Raw genomic sequence first — 16,851 nt, forward strand, 5'->3', positions numbered from 1 at the left:
GGCGAACTACCTCGCTGCACGTGCCTCACTACTCCTTCGCGCGGCGCACCGTGAGGGAGCGCACCACCGTGACGCCGTCGCCGGCGCCTTCGAGGGCTACGGTGGTGAGCCCCGACGGTCCCGTGCACGTGGTGGACGCTTCGTCGCGGGAGAGGGTGACGGACTGGTTCGAGCGCGTCAGGGTGAGCGTGCCGCCGTCGCCGTTGGGCCACGGGCAGTCGCCGGCGCCGAAGGCGGCGCCGCCCAGCCGCACGATGGGCGCCGGCCCCGACGTGACCGTGATCTCGAGGGTGAGGGCGCCGTACCGGGTTTCGGTGACCGACGCACGTGCTCCCTTCGTCAGCGACAGTCCCGCGCCGTCAAAACCAATACCCGTCTGAGGCACTCCCAACGGCGCGCGATCGGCGACGGCATGGGTCGCGTCCACCAGGAACAACGGCGTGATGTCCCGGGTGAACACGCCGCGAACGTCGTGGCGGAAGCCGAGCACCGTGGGCGTGCCGTCCACGTCGTCGATCCAGGCGAAGGCGCCCGGATCGGTGGTCACGTGGGGCGACAGCGGCGAGGGCAGGCGATCCGGCAGGTCCGCCGGCACCGCGAAGCGACCGCTCCAGGGATCGAAGCGGAGCAGCACGCGGCCGTTCGGTCCTTCGGCGCTGAGCCACGGCGCGGCGTCGCTGGCGTCGATCAACGCGGCGGCGCTGGGCGCGAAGTCGAGGGGCGGCAGCGCGTCCGTCGCGCCGCTCTCGCGAATCCAAGTCACGGCCGTGCCGCACTCGGCGGCCAAGCACGCGTCGTCACTGCAGCTCGACTCGCTGGCGCACACTCCGACGCCCACCACGCTGCCGCCCGGGAGCGCCGCGAAGGCATGGACCGGCGCGATTCCCAGAGACGTCTTGGGCGTCGTGTCGCTGGCGTCCGGGGACAGCCATTCGAGCACGTGGACCGGATGTCCGGTGCTGTCCGTCCCGCCGCCGACGAACACGCTGCCGTCGTCCAGGGTGAGCACCGTGGGCCAGATGCGCGCCCGCGTCAGAGTGGCGAGCCCGGCGACCTTGGCGGCCAGGTCCGTGGGCGAGATCGTCTCCACGGTGGACAGTGCCACTCCCGTCGGTCCGCTGCCGCCCACCAACAGCGTCGAGCCGTCGGACAGCACCGCGGCGCCGTGGCGCGCGCGCGCCACGCTCAGCTGGATGGGACGATTGCGATCGAAGCGCCGCTCGTCCACGTAGAACACCGCGGCGCTGTCCAGCGGTGGCGACAACGTCAGGTCCTGGCTCACCGTCGGGTCCACGCCGCCCGCCACCACCAAGGCGCCCTTGCCCAGCTCCGTCACGCTGGCGAAGGCGCGCCCGGGCAGGAGCCCGTCCGCCACCTCGGCGGCTTCCCCGGTGTCGAGGTGGATCCACACGGCGCGCGCCGCGTCGGAGCTGGGCGTCAGACCGCCCACCGCCAAGAGCAGCCGCTCGCGTTCCGAGATGCCGACGGCCACGCCGTCGGTCACGGCGGGGAAGGGGCTCTTGTCCGCGTCCGAACCGCGCCACAGGGGGCAGGCGCTCCGATCCGGCCACAGCAACACGTCCACGTCGCCCCCCGGGGTTCGATCCCCGATGCCCTGCCACTTGCTGCGGCCGGCCACGCCTTGGGCGTCCACGCTCTGGGTGCCGTCCGGAAAGCGCAGCTCGATGCCCCGGCCATCCCCAGCCACCGTCTCGCTGGTCAGAGACGACGCTTCGAAGTCCCCCAGCGCTTCGAGCTGGATGCTCAAGGGCCCGAGATTCTCGGCACATCGCTCCGGGAGGTGCAGCGCCACCCGGTGCACCACGTCCGGTTCCGCCCCGGAACCACAGCCAGAAAGCAGCAGTAGCAGACAGAGGGCGCTACCATGTCCGAGGCTCATGTTTCCGCAGATCTTCGGCAAGTACGTGCTCGAGCGCGAGATCGCTGCGGGAGGCATGGCGCGGGTGTACCTGGCGACCCTACGCGGCGCCGTGGGGTTCGAGAAGAAGCTGGTGGTCAAGCAGATCCGCCCCGAGCTCGCCTCGGAGGACGCGTTCGTGCGGCGCTTCGTGGACGAGGCCAAGACCGCGGTCGAGCTCAGTCACCCCAACATCGTGCCCGTCTACGAGCTCGGCGTCGAGCAAGGGGTGTACTACCTCGCGATGGAGTTCTGCGTCGGGGTGACCCTGGCGGAGATCCTGAACGAGTCGGGGCCGCTCTCCCCCGTGGAAGGGGCGTACGTGGGCATCGAGATCTGCCGCGCCCTGGACTACGCGCATCGCAAGAGCGGCATCGTGCACCGCGACGTCACACCGCGGAACGTGATGCTGGACGAAGAGGGCGCGGTGCGCCTGATCGACTTCGGCATTGCGGCGCCCGCCACGGTGACCAAGCGCCGGACGGACCTGTTCGGTTCCCCGGGGCACATGCCGCCGGAGCAAATCGAGGGCGGCGAGCTGACGCCGGCCACGGACGTGTTCGCCGTGGCGGTGCTGCTCGCCGAGGCGTGGACCGGCGACGCGCCGTTCCGGCGCTCCACGCCGGAAGAGTGCCTGGCGGCGATGGACACGCCGCCCAAGGCGATCGACGCGGAAGAGCCGGAGCTCGCTCCCGTGGCGGAGCTCGTTGCCCGCGCCATGAGCTTGGACGCGCGCGAACGGCCGGAGAGCGCGGAAGCCTTCGCGCGGCCGCTGCGGGACTTCGTGAAGCAAGCGGACCTCGGGGATGTCGCGCGACGCTTGGGCGAGCGCGTGCGGCGCGCGCGTCGTCGTCTGCTCGCGTCGAGCCCCGCCCTCGAGGACGTGACGGCGGAGCCGGGCTCCACCGCCAAGCTGGAGACCCCGGCCGTCACTCGCACCTTCGCCGCCCGCGGCGAGATGACGGAATGGACGCGCAAGCTCCCCAGCGTGCCGCCGCCCTCCGACGAGCCGACGCCCACCACCGCCAGCAACGGCACGGCGCCCAGCGGCCGCAGCAGCGGCGGCTGGCGGCTGATTGCGGTGCTGCTCGCCGGAGTGGTCATCGCCGGGGTGATCACGGTGCGCTTTCGCGGCAGCACGCCACCGGCGCCCGCCGCCAGCAGCGCCCCGAGCGCAGTCCCCGTGGCGCCGGACCCCACGCCCGCGCCCACGCCGAAGCCCGTGCCCACGCCCAGCGCGCTGCCCTCCGCCAGCGCGGCCCCCGTGCCCAAGCCCCACACGATGCCCAGCGCCACCGCGATGGAGCCGGCGGGCAAGGCGCGGCTCAATCTGTCGGCAAAGCCCGGGGCGCGCGTGAGCGTGGACGGCCGCGGCCGCGGCATGACGCCGGTGATGGGCCTCGAGCTGTCCGCCGGTCCTCACTCCGTGGTGTTCGAGAGTCCGCTGCTCGGCGAGCGCGTGTCGGCGTCCGTCACGCTGTCCACGGGGCAGACGCGCACCGTGGTCGCCGACTTCACCGGCTCGACGGCGAAGGTGTACGTACGCTGAGCGCGCCCACTTGTCGCAATGCTTCGTACATCGCGATCGCGACGGAGTTGGCCAGGTTCAGCGAGCGCACTTCGCCCAGCGTGGGAATGGCCACGACGTTTCCGCGGCGCTCCAACAAAAGATCTTCTGGCAAGCCGACGCTCTCCTTGCCGAACACCAAGATGTCGCCGAGCTGAAACCGAACGTCGAACATGCTCCGCGTGCCCTTGCCGCTGAAGAGCCAGCTCCGCGGTGCCTCGCGGCCTTGGGGCTGATCGCGCTGCGCGGCGGCCTCTGCTTCGGCCAAGGTCGGGTGTTGGTGCACGCTCACCAGGTGCCAGTAGTCGAGACCAGCGCGGCGCACGGCGTGCTCGTCGATGCGAAAGCCGAGCTTGCCCACGAGCCGGAGGGGCGCGCCGGTGGCCGCGCACAGGCGGGCGATGTTGCCGGTGTTGGGCGGGATCTCGGGCTCCACCAGGACGACCTGAAAGGGCCGGTCCAGCGCCGGGGCACGCAGGCGTTCAGTGGCAGCGACCATTGGGGGAGCCTACCCCGGAGCTTCGGGAGGGGGCCTTTTTGCCGCGATTGCGCGATCCCGCGACAACAAAAAACCTTGGGTGTCTCGCGAGCTTGACGAAAATCCCAGGCGGCAAGTAGCCTCGCCCGGGCGGAGTTGGATTACGTGGGATTGACCGCACGCTTCATTGCCCTAGCGGCTGGGACTCTGGCGCTCACGGCGAGCCTGACGGCATCGGCGGAGCCGATGGACCCGGCGTTGGATCGTCTCGTGCTCGACAGCAATTGCCGCACGGCGAACGGTTCGATCAACCCGACGTTCTCCGGCAACGGCAAGAACTGGTGCTCGCCCGACAACGTCGCCTTCAAGAAGCTCATCAACCAGTACGGCTTCGCCTTGGCACCCACGGCGATGCACTCGGCGCGCACCACCGGCTTCGGTGGCTTCCACCTGTCGATCGAGGCGGCGTACACCAAGATCGACGACGGCGCGGACTACTGGCACAACGGCACCCAGGGCACGATCGATCCTTCGAGCAACAAGGCATCGGTGCGCAACACCAGCCCGCAGCCGATCCTCGCGCTGTACTCCGCCAAGATCCGCAAGAGCTTCGGCTTCGGTCTCGAGCTCACGGGCACCGTGGGCTTCATGCCCAAGAGCAGCATCGTGAGCGGCGGCGCCGACGTGCGCATGTCGCTTTTGGAAGGCTTCCGCGAAGGCATCCCCGGCATCTTGCCGGACATCGCCGTGGGCGGTGGCGTGCGCACCATCACGGGCACGCCGCAGTTCCAGCTCACCACCGTGGGTCTGGACGTGCAGATCTCCAAGCCCCTACCCATCGCCGACTCGTCCATCATCACGCCTTGGATCGGCTACCAGTACCTGTGGATCTTCGGCGACTCCGGCCTGGTGGATCTGACGCCGGCCACGGACCCCGTGGGCTACTGCAACTACGCCGGCCAGAACGTGCCGGGCAACCTCGACCCGAACAAGAGCCAGCCCGACGGCCAGCCCGTGTGCACCGGCGGCTCCCCGTTGGATTTCAACAACAACGTGGTGTTCGACAAGGTCCGCCTCGAGCGCCAGCGGCTGATGTTCGGCGCCAACTATCGCTACGAAATGGTGATGATCGGCGGCCAGTTCATCACGGACATCGTGGATCCTTCCGCCGCTCAGAACAGCGACCAGGACAAGAAGGATCTCGAGGGCGAAAAGCGCCAGTGGACGATCGTGCTCGAAGCCGGCGCGATGTTCTGAGTCTTCTTCTGTTGGTCCGGCGCGAGCCCCGTCACAGCACCGCGTAGAGCACGACGCCCGCGGCAACACTGAAGATCGTCGCGAACACCAGGGCGGCGGAGACGGCCACGGCGAAGCGCGCCGCTTCGTGAGCGCGCGTTTCGTCCAAGCGATGCACGCCGCGGAGATACGCCATGGCGGCGCGAGACGGCACCGTGAGGGCGAGGGGTGCGGCTTTGAGCGCGGCGCGCGGACCTTCGTCCAAGGCGAGCAGTAGCAGCCCGACAGGCAGAGTGAGCAGATCCCAGGCGCAGGCGTACAAGCCGAAGCGGAGCCCGCGGTTCGAGCGTCGCGTGGAGCCCATGCGGCGCGCGCCGAAGTCGAGGCCGGCGCCATGGAGGGCGTGCACCGCGACCATGCCGACGGCCGTGGTGGGGATGCCCCAGCTCACCGCGCGCAGGACCAAGTCACGGAACGCTGCGTCCGCCAGGGTCGCGTCCAGGGCGCCCGGGGCGATGGCGAGCAGCACCGCGGCAGCGACGGCGCAGAGTCCCGTGGCGGCGACGAGCTCGGCCAGGATGGCGAAGCGCAGCGCGGGCAACACCTCGCCGTCCGGCAGGGCGGCGAAGAAGGCCGTGCTCTGAGTGGTGGCCAGCTTGGCGGTGTTCCAGAAGCGCCGCAGGGCGCCCTCTCCGGGGCGCTCCCAGGGGATGATGGCCACGACGCCGGAGCCGTGGGTGGGCTCTTCTACGCCGGCACAGCCGGCGCAGCCCGGGTCCCCGCAGGTGGCGCACACCACCGCCGCGGGCACGTCGAACAACTCCGCGGAGCTGAGCTCGTCGCGACCCTGGGGCTCCTCGCTGGCGGGCGAGGCTCGCTTCGCGGCATCTCCACCCATCCTTCAAGGGTTACCACGAGCCCGAGGTCGGGGCGAGACGTCGAAGCGTCAGTGCAATGTCTCGCCGGTGCTGGATTCGCGGCGGCGCCGGCCCTTTTCGTCCGTGTAGGGAAGTGCGGGCAAGTCGTCGATGCGCCCGCCCAAGCGCGCCGCCACGATCACCGCGACGAGGCTCACGAGAGCGCTCGCGAAGATCCCCCAACCCCACGAGAACTCGACGGATACGTAGCGGCTGCCGTGGGGCGGCAGGCTCAACATCATGCCCACCTCGCCCAGCGTGAGGGACGCGAACAGCGCACAGATGATGCGAACTCCTCGCAGCTTGAACACGGTGTTCCGAGTCCACACCAAGGGCAACATCACGAACCACCCCACGGCGCCGCCCCACAGCCACCCGGCGCGCCCGCGCGCCAGATCGAAGGCGCTGATACTGGCGATGTTCGGTTTCAGCATCTCCACCCAGGGCGAGAAGAACAGCGCGAGACCCAAGAGGGAGAGCAGCAGCAGCGCGCCGCGCCCGCGGTCGAAGGCGTTCCAGCGCCGCTGGCGGTGCTCCGGCGGCGTCACCTCGCCGGCTTCGATCTCCTCCGCCAGGGCGTCCAGAGAGGGCGGCAGCGAGGCCATGTTGCGCAGATCCACCCCGCACTCAGGACAGCGCTCGGTTTCCCCTTCGGGAAACAGCTCACGGCAAAAGGGGCAGGCGAGGAGATGCGCCATCGGCGCAGCATATCCGAGCGAGATCACGAATGCCCGGACAGCACCCGGAGCGCCGGAGTTCCCGATGACGCAATGCGGCATGGTCCTGAGCTGGAGACTCGGGCCAAACGGACTTACAGCAGTTGCCCATGCGAGCCGCCTTGGCCGAGCTGTTCGGCATCCCGGAGGACGCCCCCCACTTCCTCCAAGCGCTCACCCACCCGAGCTACGCCAACGAGCAGGGCAAGGGCCAAGACAACCAGCGTCTCGAGTTCTTGGGGGACGCAGTGCTGGAGTTCTGTTGCAGCGAGCTTCTGTACCAGCGCTTCCCGGACGCGGACGAGGGCGCGCTCACGCGCATGCGGGCGCGATTGGTGAACGCCGACGCGCTGGCGGATTTCGCTCGCGAGAGCGCCCTCGCCGGAGCGCTGTTGCTCGGGCGAGGCGCCGACAGCAGTGGTCTCCGCGAGAGCACCAACGTGCTGGCCGACGCGGTGGAGGCGCTGCTCGCCGCCACCTATCTGGACGTGGGGCTGGAAGCGGCGCGCGCAGCGTGTGCTCGCGTGGTGGAAGGTGGGCTTGCGGAGCTGGCCGTGAGCGGCGGCCGCGACCCCAAGAGCGAGCTCCAAGAGCGGGTACAGGCCCAGGGACACTCGCCGCCAACCTACGAGGTGGTGGACAGCGGCGGGCCGGACCACGAGCGCTGGTTCGAGGTGAGCGCTCGTCTCGGCGATCGCGAGCTGGGGCGCGGACGCGGGCGATCCAAGCGGCAGGCGGAGTTTGCGGCGGCTCGGGTTGCCCTGGAGCAGCGCGCGTGGCAAGCGGAGGAGCCATGAGCCGGGTCACCCGTCGAGGATTCGTCGCGCTGCTGGGGACGGCAACGCTGTGTTGGGCCGTGCCGGCGTTTGCCGGCAGCTACCTCGATCGCGCCGCGCTGATGCTGCAGCAGGCCGCCACGGATGCGGACTTCCTCCGTGCTCGGCTGTCCGACAAGGAGCTCGCGCGGGTGGTGCACAAGATGGCCAGCGCCCGGGTGGACGCCGCCAGTCACATGATCGTGCCCAAAGAGGTGACTCAGGCGCACCCGCACCTCTTGCTCGTGCTCGAGAACTACGAGCGCGCGGCGGAGTTCGCCAAGGATGGCAAAGCGGAGAAGTTCCTGATCTACCAGCTGCGCGCTCAGGAGGAGGAACGCATCCTCAAGGGTGTCCTCAAGCAGCTCGGCTGGTCGCTGCCCCCGGTTCGGTAGAGCCGACTACCTCAGGCCGTTCGGCGTGCGTCGGGGCGCGGGCTGGGCACGCTTGCCCCGGGGCACGATCCCCGGGCGCTGTCGCGCGGCGAGGTCCCCCATGGGGCTGACCTCGACGAACTTCAAGAGCTCGGGGTTTTCGTCCTTCACGTATTCCTTCTCGAGCCGCTCCAGCAGCTCCCGCATGGCTTCTTCGCGCTTCTTGCGCATCAGCACCTGGCGGATCGCCTTCTCTTCTTGAGCCACGGAGCGGTGCACGGCCTCCATGCTGCCGCGCCGCCAGATCAACGCCCAGCGCTCGCCTTCCTTGACCGGATCGGGCACCAGCTCTCCGTCCTTCACCTTGTCCGCCGCGGCGAACAGCGCAGGGTCCACCCGCACCTCGGGCATGTCCGTCTTTCCATCCGGCTCGACGAAACCCAAGGTGCCGTCCCGCATGCCGGTGGCCTTGTCCAAGGACTCCTTGCGGCTCAGCTCGCCCCAGCGCGTGAGACCCTGCGCTCCGGCCGCCTTGATGCTGTCGAGCATCTTCTTGGCCGTGGCTTCGTCCGCCACGAGGATGCGCCAGATCTTGATCCGCCGCGGCGTGTTGAAGCGATCCTTGTTCTCGTCGTAGTACTGCTTGATCTCCTGGATCGTGACCGCGTGGTCCTTGGCGATCGACTCTTCCAGGCGGTTTTGCAGCACGGCGCGGTACACGTCTCGGAGCCGATCCGCCACGCCGGGCTCGTCCTCGAGCTTGCGGCGGCGCGCCTCTTCCGCGTACAGCATCTCGGGCAGCACGGCGGTGTCGATGAAGTTCTTCTTCACCTCTTCCGGTGTCTTGCCCAGACCCGTGAGCTGGAAGGGTTGGAACGCGCTCAGACGGCGCTGGAGCTCCGCCACCGTCATCGTGGACGAGCCCACCGTGACGACCACGTCCCCGCCGTTGTCGCCGTCCGCAGCTGCAGAGGGAGCTCCCAGCAGCGCCGTCGCAACGAGCAGCAAGCTCCACCGACTCACGCGTCGCATGGCCGTGGTTCTAAGCGACGATGGTCGGGTCGGCAAGCGCTCGCCGCCCAGGAAAAAACGCGCTACGGCTTTTTCGATGGCGGGACGGGTTCGCGTTTACATCGCGTGCTCTCTGGACGGCTTCATCGCCGGTCCGGAGGACGACCTCTCGTGGCTACCCGGGGCAGACGGCACTACGCCGGATGCGAGCGCGTCGAGCCCTGGGGCGCTGAGCTTCGAGGCGTTCATGAGCGACGTTGGGGCGCTGCTCATGGGCCGGCGGACCTACGACGTCGTCTCCGCGTTCGGAGGCGACTGGCCCTACGGCGAGCGCGTGGTGTGCGTCGCGACGCATCGCCCGCTGAAGCCCAAGGTCCCATCGGTACACGCAGTCGAGGGCTCCATCCATCAGATGATCGAGCACGCGCGAAGTGCTGCTGGCGGCACGGACGTGTACCTGGACGGCGGCGAGCTCATCCGCCAAGCGCTGGACGCAAAGCTCGTCGATCACCTCGTGGTCACCCTCGTTCCCGTGGCGCTGGGTACGGGCCAGCCGCTGTTCGCCGGCGTGTCTCAGCGGCACGCGTTCCGCCTCGAAGGCAGCTATCGCTTCGCCGAGAACATGGTGCAACTGCACCTCCAGACCTCATGAATCACGTCGAGCAGCTCCGTGACATCGTACGTGACACACCATGGCTGCTTCGTGCGCTTCGGGTCGTGCGATCGGCCAACATTCCCGATGCCCACGTGTGCGCAGGAGCCATTCGCAATGCGGTGTGGGACGCGCTCCATGGATTCGATACTCCCTCGACGCTGAAGGACATCGACGTCGCGTACTTCGACGCAGCGGACCTGTCTGAAGAAATCGAGTTCATGTACACCCTGCGCCTATGCGAGCTGGCGCCGGATCTGCCTTGGGACGTGAAGAACCAGGCCGCCGTGCATCTGTGGTTTCACGAGGTGTTTGACGATTCCGTAGAGCCACTCGAGTCCATTGCCCATGCGGCGTCAACTTGGCCGGAGCCCGCTGTGTGCGTCGCTATTCGTCTCGACCCTTCGGACGCCATCCAGGTCGTCGCGCCTCTGGGGCTCGACGATCTGTTCGGTATGGTCGTCCGACGCAACCCCCGACGAGTGAGTGCGGCCAACTACCGTGCGCGGGTGTCCACAAAGCGATACCGTGAGCGCTGGCCTCGAGTTCGCGTGGTTTGAGCCATCACTCACGCAACCGGCGCGTGCAGCTCGGCGCGCGCTTGCCGTTCTGAAACGCGACGCAGCCGCTATCGATGCACTGAGGGTTGTCGCTCCAGGGCCCATCGCAGCCGTCTTCGCAAGGTTCGTTGGGGACGTTCTTGGTGTACCAGGCGCGGTTGACCGCGCCGTACTCGCACGAGTTCGTGCAATCGAGGTCCTTCACGCAGTCCCAGCGCCCCGCCGTGGGCAGCGCCGTGGCCGTGGCCGTGGCCGTGGGAGGCGGCGTTGCCGGTGGCGGCGTGGGAGTCGCCGTTGGAGCGCCCACCGGCCGGGGCGTGGGGTCGTCCTTCTTGCAGCCGGAAGCAGCCGCCGCGACCGCGAGCGCCAACAGGGTGAGGCCAGAGCGCATGGCGACAGGGGCGCACGCCCTACGGCATGCGTCAATGCCGCCGCTCACATCCAGACGGCCCAGTCGTCCGCCGCGGGCATGGGCGATGGCGACGTGACGGGCGGAGCCGCCGGCGGCGCGAGCGCCGTGACGTCGGTCGTACCTTCGGTGTCTATGGTGGCGAGGCGTGCGACCTCGCGGTCCATCGTCCGCGCCAAGCTCTTGCCGATCGACAGCAACAGCGCCGCAGCCGCCCAGCGCGCGTTCGGGCGCTCGACGTTCAGCAGTGCCGACAGCCGCGGACTGACCACGCCGAGCCCGGCCCGCGCAAGGCTCCGCCCCAGGGCGAGCACGCGGCGCCGCCGCGACGTGCTGTGCCAGTGTTCCAGCACGAAGGCCGCCCAATAGTCGTCGAAGGTCACGTGTCCCGGCCGCATGGCAGTGCCAAAGGGGTAACCAAGGCCGTGGCTTCGGGCCAAGTGTTCGGCGATTCGCGAGGTTCCGCGGCGAACCAACATCCAGCAGCAGAAGGGTGTCGGTCCGCCGCGGAAACCGCGCGGTCAGCTTCGGCGGCGCGAAGGCGGCGTATCGACGGAATCCGCCTGCTTGCGGCGCGGCGGCCTGCGCTTGAGGATCTTGGCCTTGCGTAGCGCCTGGTCGTCGATGCCCACGAAGGCGTAGGCCTCGACGCGAAAGCCGTAGGCGCGGTGCAGATCCGCGAGCACGTCGAGGAGCTTCTCGTTCTCGCTCGTGTCCACTGGGCGCGCCTTGCGCAGGCGACGCAGGGCGGCCGGATCTTCTCCCAGCTCGAGCAGCTCGTGCACGTGACTCAATATCTCGATGGGCTTCAGCTCTCGGCCGGCGCGGGTGGTGCCGCTCTCGAGCTCGTTCAGCAGACGCTGCTTTCGCTTCTCGGTGCGGCCATCCATCTTGCCGCCGCGGGGATCGAGCAAGTCGTTGAAGGCGCGAGCGGCGCGGCGCTTGGCCACGGCTTCGGGGCTGCCGCGCTTGTTGGGCGGCTCGGAGGGCTTGGCTTTGCGGACCACCGACGCACACCCTACAGCGCGTCAGCAGATTGCGAAACTCAAAGGGCAGCGTAGGCTTGGAATGCGCCGCACCTCGAAGGCCCAGGCCGAGTGAAGGCTCAGTACAGCGATCCGAACACGGGGAAGTACCTGGCGTGCGGTGTTGCTTGTGCGGACGCCAGCTGCATTTCCGCATGCAACGACAAGTATCCGACGGTGTGGTCGAAGGTGGAAGCAGCAACCAACTGCAAGACCACCAAGTGCCCCTGCTGAGCCATCAGCGGCTGGCCACCGCTGCTGCAACGGCTCCGACGGCGGCGATCACCCACACCACCCAGGTGCGGCGCCAGAAGGTGGTGAGGTCTTGCACGAAGGCGTGCGTCGCTCGGCGCTCAGCTTCGCTGCGGCCCACGCGCCGCACCAGCTCGTCGCCGATGGCGGCGCGCTCGTCGTCGTCGAGGGGGTCGTCCCCCGCCAGGTAGCCGAGGTGATGCGTGAGCTCGTGCGCGATGGTCTCGCTGACCTCGGCGCGCAGATCGTACGGTCCCTCGTTGCGCCACATCTCGCGGAAGCTGCGGTAGTACAGCCGGACCTCGGCGCCGTGGGGCAAGAGCGCGTCGGGATCCGGTGGCAAATAGCTGCCCAGCAGCGGCTCCCCGGCGTCGTCCACCTCCGCGGGGCCGTCCAGCAGACTCAAGCTCACCTCGCCAATCTCGAGCTGGGCATAGATGTCCGGCGCGACCTCGCGCACCAACATTTCCACTTCGTCGAAGCTCGGGAAGCCGTGCACGGGCATGGCTTCGCCCATCGCGCCCACGGACAGCTCGCGCTCGGCGGGGATCGGCAGCCACTCCACGGCGGCACACTCGGGGCAAGGATGCGGCGCGACCAGCCGCGGCGGATAGTGCGCATCTTCCCAGACGTCGGCGAAGCCGGCGTAGGTCTCGTCGTCGAGCGCCGCCAAGAGCTGGGCGATGCCCTCGGGAGACGTCTCGCCGTCGAGCTCGACGACGCCCAGGGCGCGCACGACGTCCGGCGTGACGTCCAGGGGGCTCGGCGCCTCGAGCAGCGCTCGCGCCTGCCCTACCGTGCGCGGCTCGAGGCGAAGCGTCAGCCCGCCGGCGTCGTGCTCCGCGTCGATGTCGAAGTCCGCATCCAGCTCCGGATCATCGAGCTCGTCGTCGAGGTAGGGACCGACCTCGAAGCGACTGCAGGGCACGACGTCCCAGGTCGCCCCACAATTGCCGCAGCGGATCGTCTGCGGCGCTTCCGTCTCCACGCCTAGACGCCGCGCCACCGCCGTCAGCGAATGAAAGTCCGAGAGCGAGAGCTCGCTCTTCTGTAGCGGATGCCCGCGGCCGTCTCGAAGCTCCAGCCGGGCGCCGTCGAGCACCACCCGAACGCCGCTCGGAAGCACGAAGCGGTGGGCCACACTCAGCCGGCGAGACGCGCGTCGTCGTCGCGTTCCGCCGCCCGGGCTTTCTGCACCCTGGGCTCTGCCGCCCGCACTTTCTCTTCCAGGGGCCGCACGCCCTGCTCTCGCAGCCGCCGCCGGATGATGCGCAACGCCTCGGGGCTCGCGTCGATGCCCACGGAGCGCCGCCCCAGTCGCGCACACACGGCCAGGGTCGTGCCGCTGCCGGCGTAGGGGTCGAGCACCAGGTCCTCCGGATCCGTCACCGCTTGCACCAAGCGTTCGAGCAAGGCTTCCGGCTTTTGCGTCGGGTATCCGGTTCGCTCCCGAGCGATGGGCGCCACGATGCCGATCTCCCACACGTCGCCCAGCGGCGTTCCCGGCGTGGCTTCCTCCGTGCTGCTCGAGCGCACGCGCCGGCCGTTCTTGCCCACCACCGCGCGTTGCTTCTTGTCGCCCCAGGTCGCCAGGGTGGACGCCGCCAGCGGTTCGTACAGCTGCCGGAACTTGGGCTTTGCCTCCGGGTCCTTCACGTAGCGCAAGAGCACGTCGTGCACGCGCTGGAAGTTCGCCGTCTTCGCCGGCCAGCGGCGATAGCGCCACACGATCTCGCTGGCGAAGGTGCCGGGCCCGAACACTTCGTCGCACAGCACCTTGGCGTAGTGACTGGTCTTCGGATCCACGTGCAGTACCAGGCACCCTTCGGGCGAAAGCAGCTCTCGCGCCGCAGAAATGCGCTCACCCAGCTCGTTCAGGTACTCGCTGAGCCCCTCCCAGCGATCGTCGAAGGCCGGGGTGAGTCGCCGCACCACCTCGCCGGTCTTCTTGTTCCGCGATCGCGCCACCCGCTCGTGCTGCCGCCCGGTGAAAAATGGCGGATCCATGTACACCAGGGCGAAGGCGCCGGCGGCCCGCCTGCCCAGGGCGCGCATCCCCGCCAGGTTGTCGCCGGAAATCACCAGCTGCGAAGGATGACCGGCGCGGGTGAGCTCGAGCTCCACCTCCGCCGAGGGTCGAGCCCCGAGAGCCTTGCCCGGCCAATGCAGGCGAACCGAGGAGTCACGCATCGTCGATGAAATCGTACCGAGGCGCCTCGCTCTCGGGCCAACTTCGCGCCCATTTACATTTGGGTGTTGGTCCGGCGCGAACCCCGTCGCGTGCTTGCCGCGCTCCAGCGTCGAGGCTACGTCCCTTCACGCATGACGTCGCGTCCCCGCATCGTTTCCGGCATGCAGCCGACCGGCTCCGGCGAGCTGCAGGCGCTCGCGCCCATCCAGATCCGCGCCGACGTGCTGCACCGCGAGCTCGAGGTCTTGGAGCGGGGCGCGGAGCACGCCGGCAGCATCGCCCAAAGAATGGTGACGGACGTGCGGGATGCCATGGGTATGAAAGCGGACGCAGCCATCCGATGACGCGCTTTGCCCCTCATGCCTTCGCGGCGCTGGTCGTGCTTTCCCTCGCGGCGTGTGAGAAGAAGGGTCCGGAGAACCAACCGGAGCAGGTGGTGCAAAACTTCGTGGACCGCATGAAGCGCGTGCACGGAAATCCCAAGAGCGCGCGGGCGGCCTACGACCTCTTGTGGTCGGAAGCACAACGCAACTTGGCGGAGCGTGCCAAGCGCGCCAGCGCGCTGTCTGGGCGCAAGGTGGCGCCGGAAGAGATGATCGCGCCATCGCACTTTTCCCTGCGCTTCGAGCCGAAGCAGTACACGGCCAACGTGCAGGGGGACTGGGCCGTCGTCACCATGACGGGAGAGGTGCCGTCGACCCAGCGGAGCACCGTGAAGTGCGTGCTGGAGGACGGCAGCTGGCGCGTCGTCGTGGAGCTGCCGCCCCTGCCGCCCATCGCGCAACGCGCAGATGCCGGCTCCTGACGGGCATCGCGCCGGACCAACATACTGAAGCCCAAATGCAAAGAAGGCGCGAAAGCGGTGAGCCCGCTTCGCGCCTTCTTCTCTTTGAGCGTGTCGTCAGTTCGAGAAGAAGATGGCTTCGATCTCGTCCTTGACCTGCTCTTCGGTCTGCTCCCGCGCGATGGCGATTTCCTTGACGATGAGCGAACGCGCGGTGTCGAGCATGCGACGCTCGCCGAAGGACAGCTGCTTGTTGGCCTTGAGGCGATACAGATCGCGCAGCACCTCGGCGACGTCGTAGATGGACCCGGTCTTGATCTTGTCCATGAAGCCGCGGTACCGGCGGTTCCAGGTCTGGGTATCGAAACCGATGGTCCGTTCCTTCAAGATGTCGAAGATCTCTCGGATCTCTTGCTCGCTGATGACCTGCCGGAGACCCACCGCGTTGGCGTTGGATACCGGCACCATGATCTTGCGGTCCGTGTCGAGGATGCGGAGCACGTAGAAGCGCTGTCGAGAGCCGGCGATGTCCTTCTCGTCGATGCTGATGACTTCCGCGACCCCTTGAGCCGGGTACACGGCCTTGTCGCCGACCTTGAACTCAACTTCCTGCGTTGCCTGCATGATGACTCCTTATGCGACAGTGGGGTACATGTGCGCACCCCGAGCGGGGCGCACTTCAAGCGCCCCTACGCTGACAAGCCCAAGCCGGGTCCGGCCCTTTTCGTGACTGTTTTGTGCTGCGTCCTGAGACGCTTTCTACGGACCGGAAAAGTGATTCATTCCGCGTTGCCGCGACAGTTGTCGCTGCACGTCGACCGCGCGTGGGCCTGTGCGGGCGGCGCCCCCCTGAATTGAAGTCAGGGGTCGCCAGGCGCGGCACTCTAGTCAGATTGCCTCGCTCTGTCAACTAATTGTCGCACGGTTTTGACGCGCTGCAACGAACGGGGATTCACGGGGGAGCTTGTCCGACCAGAGTTGGCGTTCCCTCCTTGGGACGACGCTCTTCTGGCCGATGGAGCCAACCCCCGAGCGAGAGGTTCTATGCCCAACGCTACTGCAACTCGCGGGCACGCCGCTGAAGCAGACCCCAACGGACACCCCGATCCGACACGAGCAGCTCGGATTTGCCAGTAAAATCCAGCATTTCGTCCACGATCAGGGCGCCCACCAGGATCACGTCGGCGCGTCCGGCCTCGAGGCCTGGCAGCTCGCTCCGCTGGGCGATGGGCAGGGCGGCAAGCTGGGTGATGAGCTGCCGAACGACCCCCCGCGTGAGTCGGCTGCCATGGACACGGGTGACGTCATAGGGGTCGAGGCGCAGCTCGATGGCCTTCAAGGTGGTGACCGTTCCTGCCACGCCTACCACGGTGTCGATGCGGCCCAAGGGAGGCAGCGTTTCCAAGGCTTGGCGGATCTCCGTGCGCAACGCCTCGAGGTCCGTCGGTGCTGGCGGATCTTCCGGCGCGTGGCGTTCGAACAGCCGCACACTGCCGATGTCCAGGCTGGTGCCGGAGCGCTCGACGATGACCTCGGTGCTGCCCCCACCCACGTCGAACACCAGCACCCGGCCCTGGGCGGCGACTCCGGAGAGGGCTCCGTCGTAGGTCAGGGACGCCTCTTCACCTCCAGAGATGACCCGCAGCGGCACACCGAGCGTCTGCTCGGCGCGCGCCAAGAACTGGTCGGCGCCAGCGGCGTCGCGCAGCGCGCTGGTTCCAACTGCCAAGAGCTCGTCCACCCCGGCGCACTCCGCCGCGTAGCGCTCGAGACACGCGAGCGTGCGTTCGATCGCTTCCGGGGAGAGCCGTCGCGTCGCGTCTACACCCCGACCCAGACGCGTGATCGTGGCACGCTCCAGCAAGGGCCGGAGCTCACCATCGACGATGGTGAGCAGTACGGAGTTGGTACCGACGTCGATGGCGGCGAGCCGCATCGACGTCAGC

General features: G+C 68.5%; 21 protein-coding genes. 9 read left to right on the forward strand and 12 right to left on the reverse strand.

All coding sequences use genetic code 11. The features are described 5' to 3' along the window. Positions 1-28: 28 nt before the first annotated feature. Positions 29-1,900, reverse strand: coding sequence for a hypothetical protein (locus tag H6717_36155; protein ID MCB9582527.1), 1,872 nt, complete (start codon positions 1,898-1,900; stop codon positions 29-31). On the opposite strand from H6717_36155, the gene H6717_36160 reads away from it, so the two are divergent. Continuing rightward, positions 1,899-3,467, forward strand: coding sequence for a serine/threonine protein kinase (locus H6717_36160; protein MCB9582528.1), 1,569 nt, complete (start codon positions 1,899-1,901; stop codon positions 3,465-3,467). The two genes, H6717_36155 and H6717_36160, sit on opposite strands and share 2 nt — an antisense overlap. Here the strand turns inward: H6717_36160 and H6717_36165 are convergent. Then, positions 3,433-3,984, reverse strand: coding sequence for a tRNA (cytidine(34)-2'-O)-methyltransferase (locus tag H6717_36165; GenBank protein ID MCB9582529.1), 552 nt, complete (start codon positions 3,982-3,984; stop codon positions 3,433-3,435). The genes H6717_36160 and H6717_36165 overlap by 35 nt on opposite strands. Positions 3,985-4,134: 150 nt before the next feature. On the opposite strand from H6717_36165, the gene H6717_36170 reads away from it, so the two are divergent. Next, positions 4,135-5,220, forward strand: a complete 1,086-nt coding sequence (locus tag H6717_36170) for a hypothetical protein (protein ID MCB9582530.1) — start codon at positions 4,135-4,137, stop codon at positions 5,218-5,220. Positions 5,221-5,251: 31 nt separating this feature from the next. On the opposite strand, the gene H6717_36175 is transcribed toward H6717_36170, so the two are convergent. Beyond that, a complete protein-coding gene (locus H6717_36175) occupies positions 5,252-6,097 on the reverse strand; it encodes a hypothetical protein (GenBank protein ID MCB9582531.1) in 846 nt (281 codons plus the stop codon). 48 nt (positions 6,098-6,145) lie between these two features. Further along, positions 6,146-6,814 carry a hypothetical protein gene (locus tag H6717_36180; protein MCB9582532.1) on the reverse strand — a complete coding sequence of 223 codons (669 nt, stop codon included), beginning with the start codon at positions 6,812-6,814 and terminating at the stop codon, positions 6,146-6,148. A 128-nt stretch (positions 6,815-6,942) separates the two neighbouring features. Between H6717_36180 and rnc the strand changes: the two genes are divergently transcribed. Both rnc and H6717_36190 read left to right on the forward strand, forming a co-directional pair. After that, positions 6,943-7,629 (forward strand): ribonuclease III, encoded by a 687-nt coding sequence (gene rnc, locus H6717_36185; protein MCB9582533.1) that lies wholly within the window; start codon positions 6,943-6,945, stop codon positions 7,627-7,629. Beyond that, positions 7,626-8,042 (forward strand): hypothetical protein, encoded by a 417-nt coding sequence (locus H6717_36190; protein ID MCB9582534.1) that lies wholly within the window; start codon positions 7,626-7,628, stop codon positions 8,040-8,042. Before rnc ends, H6717_36190 begins: the two co-directional genes overlap by 4 nt. A gap of 6 nt (positions 8,043-8,048) precedes the next feature. On the opposite strand, the gene H6717_36195 is transcribed toward H6717_36190, so the two are convergent. Beyond that, positions 8,049-9,053 carry a peptidyl-prolyl cis-trans isomerase gene (locus H6717_36195; protein MCB9582535.1) on the reverse strand — a complete coding sequence of 335 codons (1,005 nt, stop codon included), beginning with the start codon at positions 9,051-9,053 and terminating at the stop codon, positions 8,049-8,051. 76 nt (positions 9,054-9,129) lie between these two features. Between H6717_36195 and H6717_36200 the strand changes: the two genes are divergently transcribed. Continuing rightward, positions 9,130-9,684, forward strand: coding sequence for a dihydrofolate reductase (locus tag H6717_36200; GenBank protein ID MCB9582536.1), 555 nt, complete (start codon positions 9,130-9,132; stop codon positions 9,682-9,684). Further along, a complete protein-coding gene (locus H6717_36205) occupies positions 9,681-10,244 on the forward strand; it encodes a nucleotidyltransferase family protein (GenBank protein MCB9582537.1) in 564 nt (187 codons plus the stop codon). The genes H6717_36200 and H6717_36205 overlap by 4 nt, the downstream gene beginning before the upstream one ends. Positions 10,245-10,248: 4 nt before the next feature. On the opposite strand, the gene H6717_36210 is transcribed toward H6717_36205, so the two are convergent. The 3 genes from H6717_36210 to H6717_36220 all read right to left on the reverse strand — a co-directional run bounded on the left by H6717_36210 (position 10,249) and on the right by H6717_36220 (position 11,660). Further along, positions 10,249-10,635: a hypothetical protein gene (locus tag H6717_36210; GenBank protein ID MCB9582538.1), complete on the reverse strand. Its 387-nt coding sequence runs from the start codon at positions 10,633-10,635 to the stop codon at positions 10,249-10,251. A 44-nt stretch (positions 10,636-10,679) separates the two neighbouring features. Further along, positions 10,680-11,051 carry a hypothetical protein gene (locus H6717_36215; protein ID MCB9582539.1) on the reverse strand — a complete coding sequence of 124 codons (372 nt, stop codon included), beginning with the start codon at positions 11,049-11,051 and terminating at the stop codon, positions 10,680-10,682. 123 nt (positions 11,052-11,174) lie between these two features. After that, complete coding sequence (locus H6717_36220) at positions 11,175-11,660, reverse strand: hypothetical protein (protein ID MCB9582540.1); 486 nt, start codon at positions 11,658-11,660, stop codon at positions 11,175-11,177. A 90-nt stretch (positions 11,661-11,750) separates the two neighbouring features. Between H6717_36220 and H6717_36225 the strand changes: the two genes are divergently transcribed. Continuing rightward, positions 11,751-11,912 (forward strand): hypothetical protein, encoded by a 162-nt coding sequence (locus tag H6717_36225; protein ID MCB9582541.1) that lies wholly within the window; start codon positions 11,751-11,753, stop codon positions 11,910-11,912. Positions 11,913-11,916: 4 nt separating this feature from the next. Here the strand turns inward: H6717_36225 and H6717_36230 are convergent, their stop codons facing one another. Together H6717_36230 and H6717_36235 are read right to left on the reverse strand one after the other, a co-directional pair. Further along, positions 11,917-13,071, reverse strand: a complete 1,155-nt coding sequence (locus H6717_36230) for a metallopeptidase family protein (protein ID MCB9582542.1) — start codon at positions 13,069-13,071, stop codon at positions 11,917-11,919. A 2-nt stretch (positions 13,072-13,073) separates the two neighbouring features. After that, positions 13,074-14,120 (reverse strand): site-specific DNA-methyltransferase, encoded by a 1,047-nt coding sequence (locus tag H6717_36235; protein MCB9582543.1) that lies wholly within the window; start codon positions 14,118-14,120, stop codon positions 13,074-13,076. A 132-nt stretch (positions 14,121-14,252) separates the two neighbouring features. Here H6717_36235 and H6717_36240 point away from each other — a divergent pair, with 132 nt between their 5' ends. Continuing rightward, positions 14,253-14,465, forward strand: a complete 213-nt coding sequence (locus H6717_36240; GenBank protein MCB9582544.1) for a hypothetical protein — start codon at positions 14,253-14,255, stop codon at positions 14,463-14,465. Further along, the gene (locus H6717_36245) at positions 14,462-14,926 is read left to right on the forward strand and encodes a hypothetical protein (protein MCB9582545.1); all 465 of its coding nucleotides are present in this window, start codon (positions 14,462-14,464) and stop codon (positions 14,924-14,926) included. The genes H6717_36240 and H6717_36245 overlap by 4 nt, the downstream gene beginning before the upstream one ends. Before the next feature lie 96 nt (positions 14,927-15,022). Here H6717_36245 and H6717_36250 read toward each other — a convergent pair whose 3' ends face one another. Then, complete coding sequence (locus tag H6717_36250) at positions 15,023-15,529, reverse strand: CarD family transcriptional regulator (protein ID MCB9582546.1); 507 nt, start codon at positions 15,527-15,529, stop codon at positions 15,023-15,025. 430 nt (positions 15,530-15,959) lie between these two features. Next, positions 15,960-16,841 carry a Ppx/GppA family phosphatase gene (locus H6717_36255; GenBank protein MCB9582547.1) on the reverse strand — a complete coding sequence of 294 codons (882 nt, stop codon included), beginning with the start codon at positions 16,839-16,841 and terminating at the stop codon, positions 15,960-15,962. Positions 16,842-16,851 lie beyond the last annotated feature (10 nt).

The organism is Polyangiaceae bacterium (assembly GCA_020633235.1).
GTDB lineage: Bacteria > Myxococcota_A > Polyangia > Polyangiales > Polyangiaceae > JACKEA01.